General features: G+C 42.6%; 19 protein-coding genes. 14 read left to right on the top strand and 5 right to left on the bottom strand.

Annotated features, from left to right (window positions below):
* The first annotated feature begins 338 nt into the window (after nt 1–338).
* From OE749_RS14555 to OE749_RS14535, 5 genes are all read left to right on the top strand, one after another.
* The gene (locus OE749_RS14555) at nt 339–806 is read left to right on the top strand and encodes a nuclear transport factor 2 family protein (protein WP_263713195.1); all 468 of its coding nucleotides are present in this window, start codon (nt 339–341) and stop codon (nt 804–806) included.
* 79 nt (nt 807–885) lie between these two features.
* Nucleotides 886–1,260 carry a VOC family protein gene (locus OE749_RS14550; RefSeq protein WP_263713194.1) on the top strand — a complete coding sequence of 125 codons (375 nt, stop codon included), beginning with the start codon at nt 886–888 and terminating at the stop codon, nt 1,258–1,260.
* Nucleotides 1,261–1,357: 97 nt separating this feature from the next.
* Entirely contained in the window at nt 1,358–2,209 is an 852-nt protein-coding gene (locus OE749_RS14545) for an AraC family transcriptional regulator (protein WP_263713193.1), read from the top strand.
* 37 nt (nt 2,210–2,246) lie between these two features.
* Entirely contained in the window at nt 2,247–2,684 is a 438-nt protein-coding gene (locus OE749_RS14540) for a GFA family protein (RefSeq protein ID WP_263713192.1), read from the top strand.
* Nucleotides 2,685–2,815: 131 nt separating this feature from the next.
* Entirely contained in the window at nt 2,816–3,391 is a 576-nt protein-coding gene (locus OE749_RS14535; protein ID WP_263713191.1) for a CC0125/CC1285 family lipoprotein, read from the top strand.
* On the opposite strand, the gene OE749_RS14530 is transcribed toward OE749_RS14535, so the two are convergent.
* Complete coding sequence (locus tag OE749_RS14530) at nt 3,381–4,097, bottom strand: substrate-binding periplasmic protein (protein ID WP_263713190.1); 717 nt, start codon at nt 4,095–4,097, stop codon at nt 3,381–3,383. The genes OE749_RS14535 and OE749_RS14530 overlap by 11 nt on opposite strands.
* A 167-nt stretch (nt 4,098–4,264) precedes the next feature.
* Between OE749_RS14530 and OE749_RS14525 the strand changes: the two genes are divergently transcribed.
* The 4 genes from OE749_RS14525 to OE749_RS14510 are packed head-to-tail and all read left to right on the top strand — an operon-like array spanning nt 4,265 to nt 6,223.
* A complete protein-coding gene (locus OE749_RS14525; protein ID WP_263713189.1) occupies nt 4,265–5,044 on the top strand; it encodes a penicillin-binding transpeptidase domain-containing protein in 780 nt (259 codons plus the stop codon).
* Entirely contained in the window at nt 5,044–5,436 is a 393-nt protein-coding gene (locus OE749_RS14520) for a VOC family protein (protein WP_263713188.1), read from the top strand. The genes OE749_RS14525 and OE749_RS14520 overlap by 1 nt, the downstream gene beginning before the upstream one ends.
* Nucleotides 5,433–5,927 carry a GNAT family N-acetyltransferase gene (locus tag OE749_RS14515; RefSeq protein ID WP_263713187.1) on the top strand — a complete coding sequence of 165 codons (495 nt, stop codon included), beginning with the start codon at nt 5,433–5,435 and terminating at the stop codon, nt 5,925–5,927. The genes OE749_RS14520 and OE749_RS14515 overlap by 4 nt, the downstream gene beginning before the upstream one ends.
* Before the next feature lie 41 nt (nt 5,928–5,968).
* Entirely contained in the window at nt 5,969–6,223 is a 255-nt protein-coding gene (locus tag OE749_RS14510; RefSeq protein WP_263713186.1) for a hypothetical protein, read from the top strand.
* Nucleotides 6,224–6,239: 16 nt separating this feature from the next.
* On the opposite strand, the gene OE749_RS14505 is transcribed toward OE749_RS14510, so the two are convergent.
* The gene (locus tag OE749_RS14505) at nt 6,240–6,833 is read right to left on the bottom strand and encodes a tRNA-uridine aminocarboxypropyltransferase (protein ID WP_263713185.1); all 594 of its coding nucleotides are present in this window, start codon (nt 6,831–6,833) and stop codon (nt 6,240–6,242) included.
* A 69-nt stretch (nt 6,834–6,902) separates the two neighbouring features.
* Between OE749_RS14505 and OE749_RS14500 the strand changes: the two genes are divergently transcribed.
* Nucleotides 6,903–7,247 (top strand): MGMT family protein, encoded by a 345-nt coding sequence (locus tag OE749_RS14500; RefSeq protein ID WP_263713184.1) that lies wholly within the window; start codon nt 6,903–6,905, stop codon nt 7,245–7,247.
* Nucleotides 7,248–7,368: 121 nt separating this feature from the next.
* Nucleotides 7,369–8,553, top strand: coding sequence for an HD-GYP domain-containing protein (locus tag OE749_RS14495; RefSeq protein ID WP_263713183.1), 1,185 nt, complete (start codon nt 7,369–7,371; stop codon nt 8,551–8,553).
* Here OE749_RS14495 and OE749_RS14490 read toward each other — a convergent pair.
* The gene (locus OE749_RS14490) at nt 8,550–8,732 is read right to left on the bottom strand and encodes a hypothetical protein (protein WP_263713182.1); all 183 of its coding nucleotides are present in this window, start codon (nt 8,730–8,732) and stop codon (nt 8,550–8,552) included. The two genes, OE749_RS14495 and OE749_RS14490, sit on opposite strands and share 4 nt — an antisense overlap.
* A 367-nt stretch (nt 8,733–9,099) precedes the next feature.
* On the opposite strand from OE749_RS14490, the gene OE749_RS14485 reads away from it, so the two are divergent.
* Nucleotides 9,100–11,019: a methyl-accepting chemotaxis protein gene (locus OE749_RS14485; protein ID WP_263713181.1), complete on the top strand. Its 1,920-nt coding sequence runs from the start codon at nt 9,100–9,102 to the stop codon at nt 11,017–11,019.
* Nucleotides 11,020–11,052: 33 nt separating this feature from the next.
* Here OE749_RS14485 and OE749_RS14480 read toward each other — a convergent pair whose 3' ends face one another.
* Entirely contained in the window at nt 11,053–11,685 is a 633-nt protein-coding gene (locus tag OE749_RS14480) for an SPOR domain-containing protein (RefSeq protein WP_263713180.1), read from the bottom strand.
* A gap of 327 nt (nt 11,686–12,012) precedes the next feature.
* Here OE749_RS14480 and OE749_RS14475 point away from each other — a divergent pair, with 327 nt between their 5' ends.
* Both OE749_RS14475 and OE749_RS14470 read left to right on the top strand, forming a co-directional pair.
* The gene (locus OE749_RS14475) at nt 12,013–12,702 is read left to right on the top strand and encodes a FlgO family outer membrane protein (protein ID WP_263713179.1); all 690 of its coding nucleotides are present in this window, start codon (nt 12,013–12,015) and stop codon (nt 12,700–12,702) included.
* Nucleotides 12,703–12,717: 15 nt separating this feature from the next.
* A complete protein-coding gene (locus OE749_RS14470; RefSeq protein WP_263713178.1) occupies nt 12,718–13,374 on the top strand; it encodes a FlgO family outer membrane protein in 657 nt (218 codons plus the stop codon).
* A 33-nt stretch (nt 13,375–13,407) separates the two neighbouring features.
* Here the strand turns inward: OE749_RS14470 and OE749_RS14465 are convergent, their stop codons facing one another.
* Entirely contained in the window at nt 13,408–14,094 is a 687-nt protein-coding gene (locus tag OE749_RS14465) for an SPOR domain-containing protein (protein WP_263713177.1), read from the bottom strand.
* Nucleotides 14,095–14,100 lie beyond the last annotated feature (6 nt).

Genomic DNA, 14,100 nt, shown 5'->3' with positions numbered 1-14,100 from the left:
TCTTAGACTATGTGTCTTACCAGACAAGCGGCCTGATAGAGTATATCCAAGAGCGGTGAGGGCAAAGCCAAGCAAATATCCTAAAAAGAAAAATGCCAGTCAGCTTAACTGACTGGCATTAGGCTCTACGCCGGGTTTTTTATTTGTGAAGTTATCTTTTATCACCTAGTCCACTGGTAAATATCGCCATATCTTCGCCAGTTACACAATACTAATTGTCGTTAATCCCTTCTAGACCTTTAAATAAAGCTCTTCCTTGATTGGCACAGCGTTTGCTCAAGTGATAGTTGAGGTGATATTTGAAGTAATATTGAAACGGTTAGTTAAGAGGAATAATAATGACTAATTCGCTTATTCGTAGCGCGTGGACAGCCGCTTGCGTATCTCTAGCAATAACAACTTACACAGTAAACGCTGAGGAAACGAACACCCTTTCGTCGACTATTTCGGTAGAAGATAGCGTTTTATTTGGCGCATTTAACCGCTGTGACATAGATACCGTGGGTGAAAAGTTTGCAGACGACTTAGAGTTTTATCACGATATTTCAGGTTTAACGGATAAGGCCTATTCTGTGAGGTCTTTGCAAGACATGTGTGACCGCAAAGTTGGACTTAAACGCCGTTTAATTGAAGGCAGTCAACGCGTATTTCCTGTTCCAGGGTTTGGCGCAATTCAAGAAGGGAAGCATGAATTTTGTCATCCCGAAAATGGCAAGATGGATTGCGGTATATTTTCATTCCTACATGTTTGGCAAAAAACACAAGCAGGTTGGAAAGTATCAAGAGTGGTCAGCTACGGGCATTAACTCATTTAATGGAAATACGCTAATGATCCATTATCTTTTATAGGGTGCACAGTAAACGTGACTCTACAAGGAGATAAATATGGAATTGGGATGTTTTTCGGTAAGCCTTTCGGTAAAAGATATTAAGCAATCTAAAGCCTTTTATGAGGCGTTAGGGTTCACAGCGTATGCAGGTAGTGAAGATGATCATTATCTTATTATGAAAAATGGCGACACGAACATCGGGTTGTTTCAAGGAATGTTCGAAGGTAACTTGCTAACTTTTAATCCAGGGTGGAATCAAGCCGCTCAAGCTTTAGATAGTTTTACAGATATTCGCATGCTTCAAGAGACATTGAGTAAACACGGAATTGAGCCAATTCAAGCAATTAATCACGATAACGATTCAGGCCCAGCGAACTTCTCTGTTCAAGATCCTGATGGAAATATCATTTTGTTTGATCAGCACATCTAATTCTTATCGATAATTAGGGGTTAACAGCAAGAATTGTCATGCTTGATTGCGACGGATTGCATACACTATCGCCAATCATGAATGGAGCTCAGCAAAAATGGCTAATATTTCTCAGCAGGTGTTTGCATATATTGAAGGGAATATCGACAGTTCTCTTACATTGGAACAAGTGAGTGCGCATATAGGCTTATCTGCATTTCACCTGCATCGGTGCATTAAAAGAGAAACAGGAATAACACTTAAGGCACTGGTTAGGCATATTAAAATGTATAAAGCCTGTTTTTTGCTGGCTTATCGTCAACACCTTAGTGTCACCGATGTAGCAATGATAGTAGGGTACAACGGCAGCGACAGTTTTAGTCGCGCTTTTCGCCAATACTACGCTATGTCTCCATCCTATTTTCGAGACAATCCGTCAAGCTACACGATACAGCCTCTGCATACATTTTTGCTACCACATTTACTCTCTCGCTTTGAACAGGGCATTGAGGTGACAGTGCGATCTGTTAATGAGCGACATCTTTTTTGCATGATGCACAAAGGTTCACCTGAGAATGTAGTTAATACTGTCAGAGCCTTTATACATTGGCGAAAAGCACATGGTTTTGGCAAATCGAAATATCGCACATTCAATTTACATTATTCTGCGCCCAATACACCACCTGAAGCGTTCACTATGGCTGTGGGTGTTGAGGTACCTAAAACGCTACTGAACCCTACCCCTGAAACTGTTAGGGAGGTTAACCTTAAGCCGTCTAAATATGCTTGTATGCAGGTTGAGGGAAGCGATTATCATTTTACGCGGGTATTCTCATACTTTTTTGAGCATTGGCTTCCTGCTTCCTCTTATACAGTGACAGATGGACCTGTTGTCATAGAACGTAAGGCTTTTTATCCCGATGTAGCATTGGATAAAGCAGTATCTGAGATTATGATACCAATACAATAGATTGTATTAGCTCGCACTGGTAATTGGAGTACGACCCATGATTACAGGTTCATGTTTATGCGGAACAGTCAATATTACAATTGATGGAGAGATTACTGATATCATTCACTGCCACTGCTCAAAATGTCGCAAAAATAGTGGCACCGCCTATGCGACGAATGGATTTATCAATCGGAGTGAGTTCACTGTTCAAGCCGGCGAAGAAGCACTGCACTTTTATCAAGCAAATGAGAGAACTCGCCGTTATTTTTGTAAACATTGTGCTTCGCCTGTCTATAGTGAAAATAGTCAGGATCAGCTCCGCTTAAGAATTCGATTAGGCATCATTGATTCTGAAATTCCTTTTCGGCCTACCTCCCATAACTTTCTGGGATCAAAGGCGAATTGGGATGATTTAGATGCAAATTTACCGCGTTACGAAGAATTTGAACCCAAACGGCAACAGAGATTCAGTAAAAATAACAATGCAGTGTGAAAAAAAGTCAGGATTAATGAAAGTTCGTTGTATTAATTAATATTTAATTGTTATAAAACAAGTGGTTATAGATTTGGCATAGTGCTTGATTACCTTCATAAAAAGACCCAGATGTTGGTTATGGAGGAAATATGGATCTTTATCTTAAGCGTATCATTTTGATTTTCTTTTTAGTTGCTCCTCTTGCTTTGCTAGGATGCGCAGCACCCACTTCTACAGACTATGAAAAAGCGAGCTCCGCCAATGATAACGGCTTTCAACATACCGCGCTGTCTGACGATCAATATCGCGTGATCTTTAGCGGTAATCGCTTCACTGATGAAGAGCGGGTGAAAAACTACGCACTGAGGCACGCAGCGGAATTAACGCTTGCTAAAGGTTATCGTTGGTTTTTGGTAACAGAAGCCGATCACGCAGTTGACATTGAAGAGGTAACACAAACGCTGCCTGCTGAGCCGCTTGTTAAACGGCCTGCCCACGTATCTACACCTGAAAATATCGACAAACACTGTGGCTTGGTGGCCTGTACGGCAACGATCTATCCGCAGTCAGAAGCCATTACTGTCACACAATTACAAACAGGTGGCATGACAACGTCATTAAACATACGTTTAGGAAATGAGGCCCGCCCTATTGATGCTTATGATGCGAAAGAGGTGCTGGTGGCGTTGTCAGAAAATAATACTAAAGCACAAATTAATGAGTGAAACTGGGTAACGAGTCTGCAGCTTGTTTGAGCTGATTGAGTAATGCTGAATCGAGTTGTTTTGATGTTGCAAGGTAAAAGTGTTGTTCTAACTCTTTTATTTCAAAGTGGTAAGTGAAATCGTCGGGACTACAAAGAGCATTAGTACATACTGCTTCGATGATCTCTGGAGACGCAATGATTATGTCATTGCGTCCCCGTAGTGTGGCATCTAACGTTGCTTGAGTGTCTCTGACTGTAATTAACTCCTTGCCATTTTTAAATCCACGGGCTCGCAGAAAAATATCTACTACGTCGTGGCGTTTCACTACGGTGGTATAGGCTTTGAGGTCGTTTAAAGATGATAGCGTAAGGTTACGTTTTTTTAATGACATAACGTACAAACGCATAAAGTAGACTTTTTTAATCCAATGAAACAACGGTTCTCGTTCCGGTGTTTTTACTAAACTAAATAATATTGCATTATTGTTGGTAAGTGCTGCCTGATAGGCACGAGCCCAAGGCATGACGATAAACTCTGTTTCGATGCCTGCAAGGGTAACAATATCTCTCACCTTCTCGTAAGCGGCTCCTCCAATCAACTCACCTTGGTGGACATTTTGCAATGGAGGAAGGGCCTCTGTGTAGGCATAAAGTCGAGTGTTTGCATCAACACGCGTAATCATCAAAATGACGGTAATAAAGATAAAACAACGGATGTTATTCAATGTGACATCCACTTATCTGAAACATATCGGAACAACTCTTTAGTGACTTGAGCGAGTAAAACGCCTACTTAATATTAATCAAAATACATAATGGTTCAATAGTCTATCGACTTTGTTTTAAAAACAGTTTAAAAACAAGATGTTAAATTTCTAACGTAGGTAAATAAATGTTACGAGTATCATTGATTGTATTAACAATGGTTGTAATTAGCTGTCAAGACGCGCTAGCGCAAGCTTGTCCTGGCCCGTGTACAATGGTTGTTATAGACGATGCGGGCAACGATGTTCTGCTTATTGATCCTGCTCGAGCAAACACACAATTCCCACCATTTTCTACGTTTAAAATTCCGAACACGTTAATCTCATTGGAACTGGGTATCGTTGAGTCTTTAACCTCTACGTACTCAGTTGATTTATCGAAGTTCCCACAGCAAAGCTGGTGGCCAGAGACATGGCTACAACCCAATTTAACCATTCGACAGGCATTTCAGGCCTCTGCTCTGCCTATTTACCAAAGTTTTGCGCTGCAAGTGGGTGAAAATAACATGCAGCGCTTTGTTAATCAGTTTGAGTATGGCAACCGAACTATTACCGATAGCCTCTCAGGTTTCTGGTTAAATGAAGGGCTTAAGATATCAGCAAAAGAACAGGTATCGTTTCTACGAACGCTTTGGCAGCAAGGTTTTGGTTTATCTCAAGACATTCTCAAAACATTCAAACAAATTATGGTGATAGAGAATACGCCTCATTTTACGTTGTATGCCAAAACGGGTGGAGGTTATTTACAAAAAGGAAAGGCTTTAGGCTGGTATGTAGGAGTTGTTGAAACTAAGAATCATGGCACGTTTTATTTCGCGTTTAATACTGACGGCCCTTCATTCAAGGCTGTTCAAGGTCCTAGAAAAACAATAGTTATGCATCATTTAACTCAACTAGGCATCATATAATGAGAGTGTCAGGCATTAATCACATTACCATTACCGTATCAGATTTAGCGCAATCAATGGCGTTTTACTGTGAACAGTTGGGTTTTACTGGGCGTGTAATCTGGGACTCGGGGGCGTATTTAGAGGCGGGAAACTGTTGGCTTTGCTTGAACGTGGGAGAACCAAAACCGAGCCAAGATTATAGCCATATTGCTTTTTCTGTATCATCTAACGACATTGCAGAGCTCGTAAAAATCCCCAGCCTTCAATTCTGGCAGGATAATACCAGTGAGGGTGCATCTTTTTATATTCTAGATCCTGACGGACATAAAATTGAATTACACGATGGTAGTTTGGAAACCCGTTTACAAGCATTAAAAAATGCTCCCTATAAAGGACTTCAATGGTTATGAAAATAGAGATATCGATTCGTCATAGTACAAAGCATGATGCTGAAACTTTAATGGCCCTTTACGCAGAGCCGCAAAATTATGCGAATACGCTACAACTTCCCTTCCCTAACCTTCAAAAATGGGAGAGTTTTGCGGAAAATGCATCGCCTAATTTTTATAGTTTGGTGGCTGAGGTTGATGGTCAGGTTGTGGGGCAAATTGGTCTGGATGTGTTCACATCACCGCGGCGCAAGCATGTTGGAAACATCGGAATGGGTGTGCTCGCTCAATGGCAAGGGAAAGGTATTGGCAGCGCCCTGCTTGAAGCAATGTGTGATCTGGCTTTTAATTGGTTGGCGTTAAAACGGGTTGAACTTGAGGTATATACTGATAACCCCACAGCTATTGCGCTATACGAAAAGTACGGATTTGACATTGAAGGTACAGCGAAACAATATGCCTTTAGAAATGGTGAATATGTAGATGTATATTTGATGGCTAAAGTCGTGTAATCACCATGTAGAAGGAATAGTCGAAGTCGTGGGAGGCTAATATGTTGCCAGTTATGGATTCGGTACGTTGGACTCGGTGGGGAAAGAATCTGTGTATGGGAATGCTTGCAATGGCGCTGTTTATTGCACTTATCAGTGTGGTGGTGAAATTGGTTGTTCCCTTTGTGGCTTGGATTTTTGTATTTCTAATCTCATTTTTTGCGATGCTGATTAAATGGGTCGTCATTCCTATTCTGAGCGCTTGTGGGCTCTATTTGCTGATTAAACATTGGCGAACCACTCAGCAAACGCGATAGCAACTACATTTAATAACTAGGGTTTATGCTGCTGAGAGGGATGCTTAGCAAACGTTCGCTGCTGAAATTCAGCAAAGGCATTGAGTAATGCCGTTGTATTCACGTTAAAACCAGCTTGCAAACTGTAAGCGACAGCCTCTAGCGTCGACAAATAGGTGTCTTTGGGGCGTTTTCTTATTCCATATAGGCTGTTTGGAATGTGTGAAAAGTGCAATTGCTGAATGTGCTGCAACCAAGGGTTGAGTTGCAACATTTTATAAGCTTTACGCCATGTCGCATCAATTACAATTAAGTGGGTAATAACACTGCGTGTTTCGGTGTTCAACTGTTCTATGGCCTGGCTACTTGCCGATGGGTAAACCAGTGCAAACTGATGTGGATTAGCCTGCACGTCTTCTTGCACAGACTGAAAGTCCTGCTCTGACTCTCCTTCTATAACGGCAATGTTGGTTAAACACGGTTTGAGTACGCTAACCGAATTCTTTGCGTGTTTACTCTCCTTCGGGTGTTGAAGTACGATTATTTTCGGATGATTATTTATGGTATGTATTACGTCGCACAGACACATTTGCAATAAAAAATCGCACGATGGGCAGCGTTCTCTAGACATTTCGTTTTCCTTCGTTGAAGTTAGGTAGTATACCGAAAACGGGTAGTAGATTATAAAGAGAAGGTTGGAATGGTTGACGCCAAGTTAGCAAAACATCGTATTCATGAAACCGTTAATTGCGTCCCCTTAGGGTATGTGGTTAGCTATGGACAATTGGCTGATTTAGCAGGTTTGCCAGGTCGAGCGAGAATGGTAGGTAAACTGCTATCGTCAGATGAATCCACGCCATTACCTTGGCACCGTGTATTACGAGCAGATGGCAAAATCGCCTTTCCACCCGCCTCACATTTTGCGCAACTCCAGCGAGATAAACTTCAGGAAGAAGGTGTCGCGGTGATTAATTTTGGCGTTAATATGCGGATGTTTCAATGGCAGCCAGATTTAGCGGAATTACTGCACCGCCTAAAGTTTTAACCCATTTTCTTGGTCTTTATAGTTATTTACAATTTCGAAAAGAAATCCTCTTGCTCTGAATAAATGATTCATATAGTTTGGTTGTGTCGCCTGTCTTTTAGGCTGTTCAGAGTTGTAGTGAGTGAAGAAAATTTCGATCGACGAACTTAAACCCGGAATGTACGTTCAGGGTATCGTCAAACAACAAGGCAATTTAAAAATAAAAAGTCAGGGTAAAGTGACTCATGCTGATGTTGTGCGTAGGTTGAAACAAAAAGGTATTCTCGAACTTTTAATTGATCCCTCCCGCGCTTTTGAACCTCAGCCTACTTCAGAGGAACCCATAACGGCGTCTTTTCCTAAGGCCAGTGCCAATCAATCTGCAAATGTGCAGTTCGATGATGAAATCACCAAAGCAAAAAAATTACATCACAAAGGCAAAGCGCTGCAAAAGCGCTTGTTAGATACCGTTGCACGTGGTTTACCGATAGATATTTCCATTCCACGTGAATTTACTGAGCAATTGGTAGGCTCTATTGATAGAAATCCAAATGCGTTGATGTGCATGACCAAAATGCGAGAAAAAGACAGTTACCTCTTCGAACATTCTTTAAACGTCGCTATTTTGCTCGCCAATTTTGCTAAACATATGGGTATGTCAGATAAGGATATTCGTGAGCTCGCCTTCGCTGGTTTTTTACATGACATCGGTAAAATCCAAATTCCTGACGAGATATTGCACAAGCCTGGCCGACTTACCGAGCAAGAAATGTCTGTGATGAAACTGCACGTAGAGCGCGGTATCTCGGTGTTGGAAGATATGAAGATCCCTGCTCATATTATTCGAACTATGGCTGAGCACCATGAGCGGCTGGATGGTTTAGGTTACCCAAAGGGGCTACGTGGAGAGCAAATTAGCTTTGCAGGAAGGATGATTGCTATCGTTGATACCTATGATGCCATTACTGCCGACCGATGTTACAAACCCGGTATGCCTTCACAAACGGCGTTAAAGATACTGCTTAAAGACGCACCTGCGAAGTACGACAAGCATTTGGTAGAGCAATTCGTCAAATGCGTTGGCATATTTCCCGTGGGCGGTTTAGTCGAGCTAAATAGCGGTTCAGTGGCCGTGGTGGTGAAACAACAAGACAAAGCCCCACTAAAACCAGTGGTGAAAGCCTTTTATTCAATCAAAGGCAACCATTTCCTTGCCCCCAAAGAAATTGATCTTTCTCAGAGCCAATACAAAATCGAAAAGTCAGTACTCGCTAGTCAATTTGGCCTCGACTTTAACCGCTTTTTTGACGAACAAATCGCGGTTTAATTCGCCCTGACATTTTGCATGATAAGACGTATTTGATCTTGCGTGACATCAGATGGACATAGTCCCTGATTGATCAATTTACCTCTTACGTTTTCTGGCGAATCCGTTCTGACTAATTCATCATGGCGTTGTAAATAACGCGTGATGCTCTGTTGAAGTTTTCGTGTTAAACAAGACATTTGATCACCTTATACTGCAAGGAAACTTGACCCCACATACCTGTGTTATCGGCATTATTACGCTTCCTGCTTAGTCTTTGTGTATCTAAATCCATGCGCTGTTATAACCTGAAAAATCAGCGCCTGCGCTCACATGTTAATAAGCATAAATCGTCCCAGTTATTAAAAAGTACATTAACTCATGGGCTTATATATTTTCGGTTTTAATTGTGGACCAAATGGTGTAAAAAAGCCTGACAGGTAAATGACATTAACGATTTTGCTTTTTTTGATACTCATTTTTTCACTAAACACACTCAAGAAAATTGGGTAAGCGGCCGTTTATATATTGTCTGCTTTTAAAATCAATAGGTTGTAGTAGTTCCACATGAAAGTCATCTCTATAAAAAATAAAGTCGCGTTAGCGGTTATATCCCTTGTATTTCTTTCAACTGTTTTTATAAGTGCACTAAATATCAAAACGGTTAGTGATGAAATTGAAACACGAGTGGCACATCAGGAGCTTCCTAATACGGTAAAACGTATTGCATTAGAGATAGATAAAGAGATTTATCAGATGCGAGTCATCGCCAATCGAATTGCGTCTGACCGCTTTACTCTCGATTGGAACCGAAGTGGAAACTCGCCAGAAGGTGAAGCAAATCTGGTAAAAAAACTAAACGACATTGTAAAAGAATTTGACTTGAGTGCTGCATCGTTTGCGAACCGTCAAACGGCAGATTATTGGAACCAAGATGGATTCCTAAGACGATTACAACCTAACACTGCAGACGATTGGTTTTTCGCTTATCGAGAAAGTAATAAAGACTATATGGTGAGCACCTACCGAGAACCAAACACTGGTAAAACGAACTTGTTTGTGAATTACCAGCAACTCAACGGCCAAGGGTTATCGGGTATTGCGAAGTCGTTCGACGACATGGTGGACTTTCTATCTAATTTTAAGATTGAAGAGACGGGATTCGTCTATCTTGTCGATGCAGAAGGTGTGGTGCAGGTGCACCGAAACGTGGCGTTATTGGGTAAAGCCTCTTTGAGCTCATTGTATGGTGGTAATGCAGCGAATACATTAACGTCAAAAGCGCAAACGCGCGTAGTAGACGTTGAAATTGACAATAAGGCATGGTTAGTCACAGCGACCTATGTTCCTTCGATGAACTGGTATGTGGTGGCACAAGTACCTCATGAGGAGGTCTTTGCGACGGTGGATGATCTGATTTTTTCCAGCTTATTATCCACGATATTGATTTTGTGTGTGGTGGCATTTATTGGTTGGTTCTTGGCCAATAATATCACTAAACCCTTAGAACAACTGGCTGCATTGTTTAAGCAGCTGGGACAAGGTGATGCTGACTTGTCTTATCGTTTACCTGTTAAAGGTGAGAAAGAAATTCGCGAAATGGCAAGCGGCTACAACGCGTTCGCGGAAAAGTTAAATGGTGTTTTCCAGCATATCTCTGACAGTAGCTTAGGTATGCGAAACTTAGCCACTTCATTAAGTAATAATGTTGATCTTACTGTTGAAAGCACCAAAGAGTCTGACAGAAATGTTGCTCATACATCTGACATGCTGAACCAAATCAGTATTACCGTGGCAGAAATTGCATCGAATGCCAATGAGGCCGCATCTACAGCTCACCTTATTGATAACAACGGTGCTGAGATATCTGAGGTCATCAGTCGCTCACGTGAAGATATTAAGCAGCTTGCAGATAAAATTAACGATATCGCTGACGTGATTTCGGCGTTAACCCAGAACACAGAAACTATCGCGAATGTGTTGTCGGTCATTCAATCAATCTCTGATCAAACAAACCTATTGGCTTTGAATGCCGCGATAGAAGCTGCCCGTGCCGGAGAGCAGGGCCGAGGCTTCTCTGTGGTGGCAGAAGAAGTGAGAAGTTTGGCGAAGAAAACGGCAGAGTCCACGACAGAAATTCAGAGCATCATGGAAGAATTGACGCAGCGTTCGGGGCAGGCCACCAGCGAAATGACACAAATCATTGACCGCTCTCACCGTACATCAGAAACCATTCTTAAAGCCGAGACGATTATGAAAGACAATGCCAAACGTTTCTCGGAGATCTTCGATGCTAATAATCAAATCGCTGCGGCAACCGAAGAGCAATCGGTGGGTATCAAAGATATTAATATCAGCATGCAAAAATTCACGCAAACGTCTCATGATAATATGCAGAATGTGACAGAAATTGCAGAACGCGCGCACCAGTTGAATGAGCTGATTGAAGTGGTTGATGATCAGGTGTCAGTGTTTGCCAAGCGATAAGCGCGCTGGTAAACATATCAGAAAAGCGTAACGTTACGTCTTAATGTTATCGACAATGTTACAGCGGTAACGATTTTGCATTAGGGCCGCGCAGACTGTTATTGCGTGTGCCTTGCGTTTGTAAGGGCCTACGCGCAAGCTGTACATCGTTCTACGTTTGCCTTGAACTTTGCTGACATACGGGGTGATACCGTTAAACAAGGCAGGATAACGCTTTTGAATAACCTGCCACCCGCGCTCAGCGCTTTTCGTATTCAAGAATAATGCAATGTGAACGGCAAAGCCTTGCCGTTCGCTTGCCGTTCGAACTGGTATGCTGGTGGTATTTTCCTCCAGAAAAGTCTCTTCTTCTTTGTCGGCTTCAACAAAATCCACCGGCTTCTCTGAGGCGATAGACGGTGGTAAATGACCAAGCTTAGCAAGTTTATTCATTTCTTCGACAATCAGCGCCATATCCTGCTCTAAGGCGCTGATGCGTTGAATATCTGATTTCGTTTCTTGCCACTCTTTTACTACGGTTTCAATATCCGCATCGGATATCTCGTTGGTGTTTTCGCTTTCTGTGTTGGTGAACTGAATGGTTTCAAATGCCGCGCACCCAGACAGGCTGAATACTGCGAAGAGTATCAGTACCTGACGCGTTATTTGAAAATTTGCTACATTCATACTTCATCCCGAACTGTAAAACCGCGTTAGCTGATAGACATCACCTTTTTAGGCTTAACCCTCTAGCGCCAAAAATTCACGTTTTACGTTTTTGTAATTATCACTCTAATCAAAGGTTTAGCAATTTGTTTGCCACAATGCGCAATGGAGTCATATTTGTACGGCATTTAAACGACTCAGTGGCACATAATCTGCATATTTTTCCCTATTGAGTAACATATAATAGCAAATAATGCGCAGTGCGCCTGAGTTGCAAACCAGCGATTGGCGTGTAGTTTACGCGTACAAATTCGGTCTGGTAAGAGTCATCAGCGGTGAGGAATGCTTATGAAGTTAACAATATCAACGATTTGCAGAGTTGCAAATCGTATTTCAAAAGGGGCTTCCCTTTGCATCACGCTAATTGGACTGAGTGTGCTTTCAGGTTGCGCACATGTCAAAAATATGACCTCGAATGTCAATGAAGAGCGCCGAGGATTTGGCAGTTATCAGGTAAATGACACGCCAGATATGTATCAAAAAGCGGATTTGTCTCTTTCGTCTACCGCTATGACAGGAGATGAAATTCAGGACTATGTGCGTGAAATGGTAAATACCATGGCCGACAATATGACTGACGTTAGCGATGAAGCTCGTATCGCTGTGACCAACTTCGTTCCTGTTGACTCTGATTACACCCATACGCCGTATTTGGGAGAAGTATTGAACCATGCATTCATCTCCGAATTATATCGCTTTGGATTGGTGGCGATGGATTTTAAAGTGGCCGACTACATTCGAGTAACACCAAAGGGTGATTTTATTCTTACCCGTGACTTTTTAGAGCTGAGAAACGAAACACAAGCAGAATTCGTGCTGGTGGGAACACTCTCACAATTGGCGAAGGGTGTACTGGTACACGCTCGTATGGTGGATGTTGCGTCAAAGACGGTGGTCGCCACGTCCGAATCAATGATTCCTGCTCGTGTTGCTAGTCAATTTGCCACTATGTCTTCACATGCATGGGCTGAGCGCTAACGAGGTAATGCTATTATGAGTACAAATAAATTAAGTAAAGTGGCGATTGTTATGTTGATGAGCGGGCTTATCAATGGCTGTATGATGACGAACTGGATGCTCGAATCGCCTGAAGAAGAGGTCACAGCAGTCGAATATACCGACGATGATGTGACCTATCTGCCACCCCCGCAAATGGGTATGCCCACGCAAGTTACGCCAAACCGTGTAGCAAGTAATGCTGTTCGCGATTACTCTACGTTTCAAGCACACCGACACAATAAGAGTTTGCAAGACTACGCCCGTCAATTAGTGATGAAGCTGGGAGATGCTAGGCGTGTAGATGGTCAAGTTGCCGTCACGTCTTTCGTTACCTTTGATAATACACTGCGTGACACCAATCGTTTAGGTAACCAGTTTGCGAACGTATTGATGACTGAAATGAGTGAACATGGTTATAGTGTGAACGAGTTGAATATTGCCGACCGAGTTTTACGTAATCCTGATGGGAATTTTGTTTTCACACGAAGCCGTGATCTGATTTCCGATCACTTTTGCTGCGTGTTGTCTGGTAACATGGTGTACGAGCCTAACGGCGTAAGAATGAGTGCTAGATTGGTTCATGCCGACGATAAGCGCATTATTGCCTCATCGTCGGTGATAGTGCCCTACTTCGTCGTCGATCATTTATAGCCTAATTACTCTGCTGCTGCGTCAGCTATCGAGCTAAAGTGGCAAACTCTGTGTAGCATAGTCGCCGACGACGCAAGCGGTCTTTTGCTGCTTTAATTGAGCACACAGTGCGTCGGCTTGCTGGCGCTGTTCAAATTGGCCTACGCTTAGTCGAAATAAACGTCCCTCTCCACGAGTTAATTCATGATAATGGGGCTGAAGCCCTTCTAATATACTCGCTCGCTGTCTGCGTATTTGCTGCCAAGTAGGCATGAGTTTACTTTGCTCTGACATTGCCGCTAATTGTACCGTGAAAGTACGTGTTGAAATAACGGGTGTATTAGCTACGGGTTCATCTTTCGGTGCGTGTGTTGGTGCTGACGAAGCGGATGCCGGTGTGGATTGCTTTGCAGAAGCTTCTTGATAAGATGCTTGCTGGTTATCGTAAGCCGTGAGTTGCTCTATCAGGGTTTTCAGCTCACTCTCTATGGCTAACAGCCTATCTATGCCTGCCTGTTTTGCCTTTAACGTGTTGACTTCTGCCTTTAGCATTTCGATTTCATCACGTAACGTATCAGCCTGTACAGGCGCGTGCGGTGACATCACAGCGTCGTCTGAGCCTTCATTTACTGTCATTGGTGATGATGCTGGCATCTCTGTAGGTGGCGTTTCAAACGCGCTACAGCCCTGAAGAACAAATAGAATTCCAGTGCTGAGAAAAAGGGCTGTTTTGATGTTCATAAACGT

Origin of the sequence: Fluctibacter corallii (assembly GCF_025751585.1) — a bacterium.
In the GTDB taxonomy this organism is placed as follows: domain Bacteria; phylum Pseudomonadota; class Gammaproteobacteria; order Enterobacterales; family Alteromonadaceae; genus Fluctibacter_A; species Fluctibacter_A corallii.
The sequence above is the reverse complement of the archived record's forward strand: the minus strand, read 5'-3'. Positions and strand labels throughout refer to the sequence as shown.

Coding starts and splice junctions, on each gene's coding strand:
- OE749_RS14555 (WP_263713195.1), top strand. CDS start 339: ATGACTAATTCGCTTATTCGTAGCGCGTGGACAGCCGCTTGCGTATCT.
- OE749_RS14550 (WP_263713194.1), top strand. CDS start 886: ATGGAATTGGGATGTTTTTCGGTAAGCCTTTCGGTAAAAGATATTAAG.
- OE749_RS14545 (WP_263713193.1), top strand. CDS start 1,358: ATGGCTAATATTTCTCAGCAGGTGTTTGCATATATTGAAGGGAATATC.
- OE749_RS14540 (WP_263713192.1), top strand. CDS start 2,247: ATGATTACAGGTTCATGTTTATGCGGAACAGTCAATATTACAATTGAT.
- OE749_RS14535 (WP_263713191.1), top strand. CDS start 2,816: ATGGATCTTTATCTTAAGCGTATCATTTTGATTTTCTTTTTAGTTGCT.
- OE749_RS14525 (WP_263713189.1), top strand. CDS start 4,265: ATGTTACGAGTATCATTGATTGTATTAACAATGGTTGTAATTAGCTGT.
- OE749_RS14520 (WP_263713188.1), top strand. CDS start 5,044: ATGAGAGTGTCAGGCATTAATCACATTACCATTACCGTATCAGATTTA.
- OE749_RS14515 (WP_263713187.1), top strand. CDS start 5,433: ATGAAAATAGAGATATCGATTCGTCATAGTACAAAGCATGATGCTGAA.
- OE749_RS14510 (WP_263713186.1), top strand. CDS start 5,969: ATGTTGCCAGTTATGGATTCGGTACGTTGGACTCGGTGGGGAAAGAAT.
- OE749_RS14505 (WP_263713185.1), bottom strand. CDS start 6,833: ATGTCTAGAGAACGCTGCCCATCGTGCGATTTTTTATTGCAAATGTGT.
- OE749_RS14500 (WP_263713184.1), top strand. CDS start 6,903: ATGGTTGACGCCAAGTTAGCAAAACATCGTATTCATGAAACCGTTAAT.
- OE749_RS14490 (WP_263713182.1), bottom strand. CDS start 8,732: ATGTCTTGTTTAACACGAAAACTTCAACAGAGCATCACGCGTTATTTA.
- OE749_RS14485 (WP_263713181.1), top strand. CDS start 9,100: ATGAAAGTCATCTCTATAAAAAATAAAGTCGCGTTAGCGGTTATATCC.
- OE749_RS14480 (WP_263713180.1), bottom strand. CDS start 11,685: ATGAATGTAGCAAATTTTCAAATAACGCGTCAGGTACTGATACTCTTC.
- OE749_RS14475 (WP_263713179.1), top strand. CDS start 12,013: ATGAAGTTAACAATATCAACGATTTGCAGAGTTGCAAATCGTATTTCA.
- OE749_RS14470 (WP_263713178.1), top strand. CDS start 12,718: ATGAGTACAAATAAATTAAGTAAAGTGGCGATTGTTATGTTGATGAGC.
- OE749_RS14465 (WP_263713177.1), bottom strand. CDS start 14,094: ATGAACATCAAAACAGCCCTTTTTCTCAGCACTGGAATTCTATTTGTT.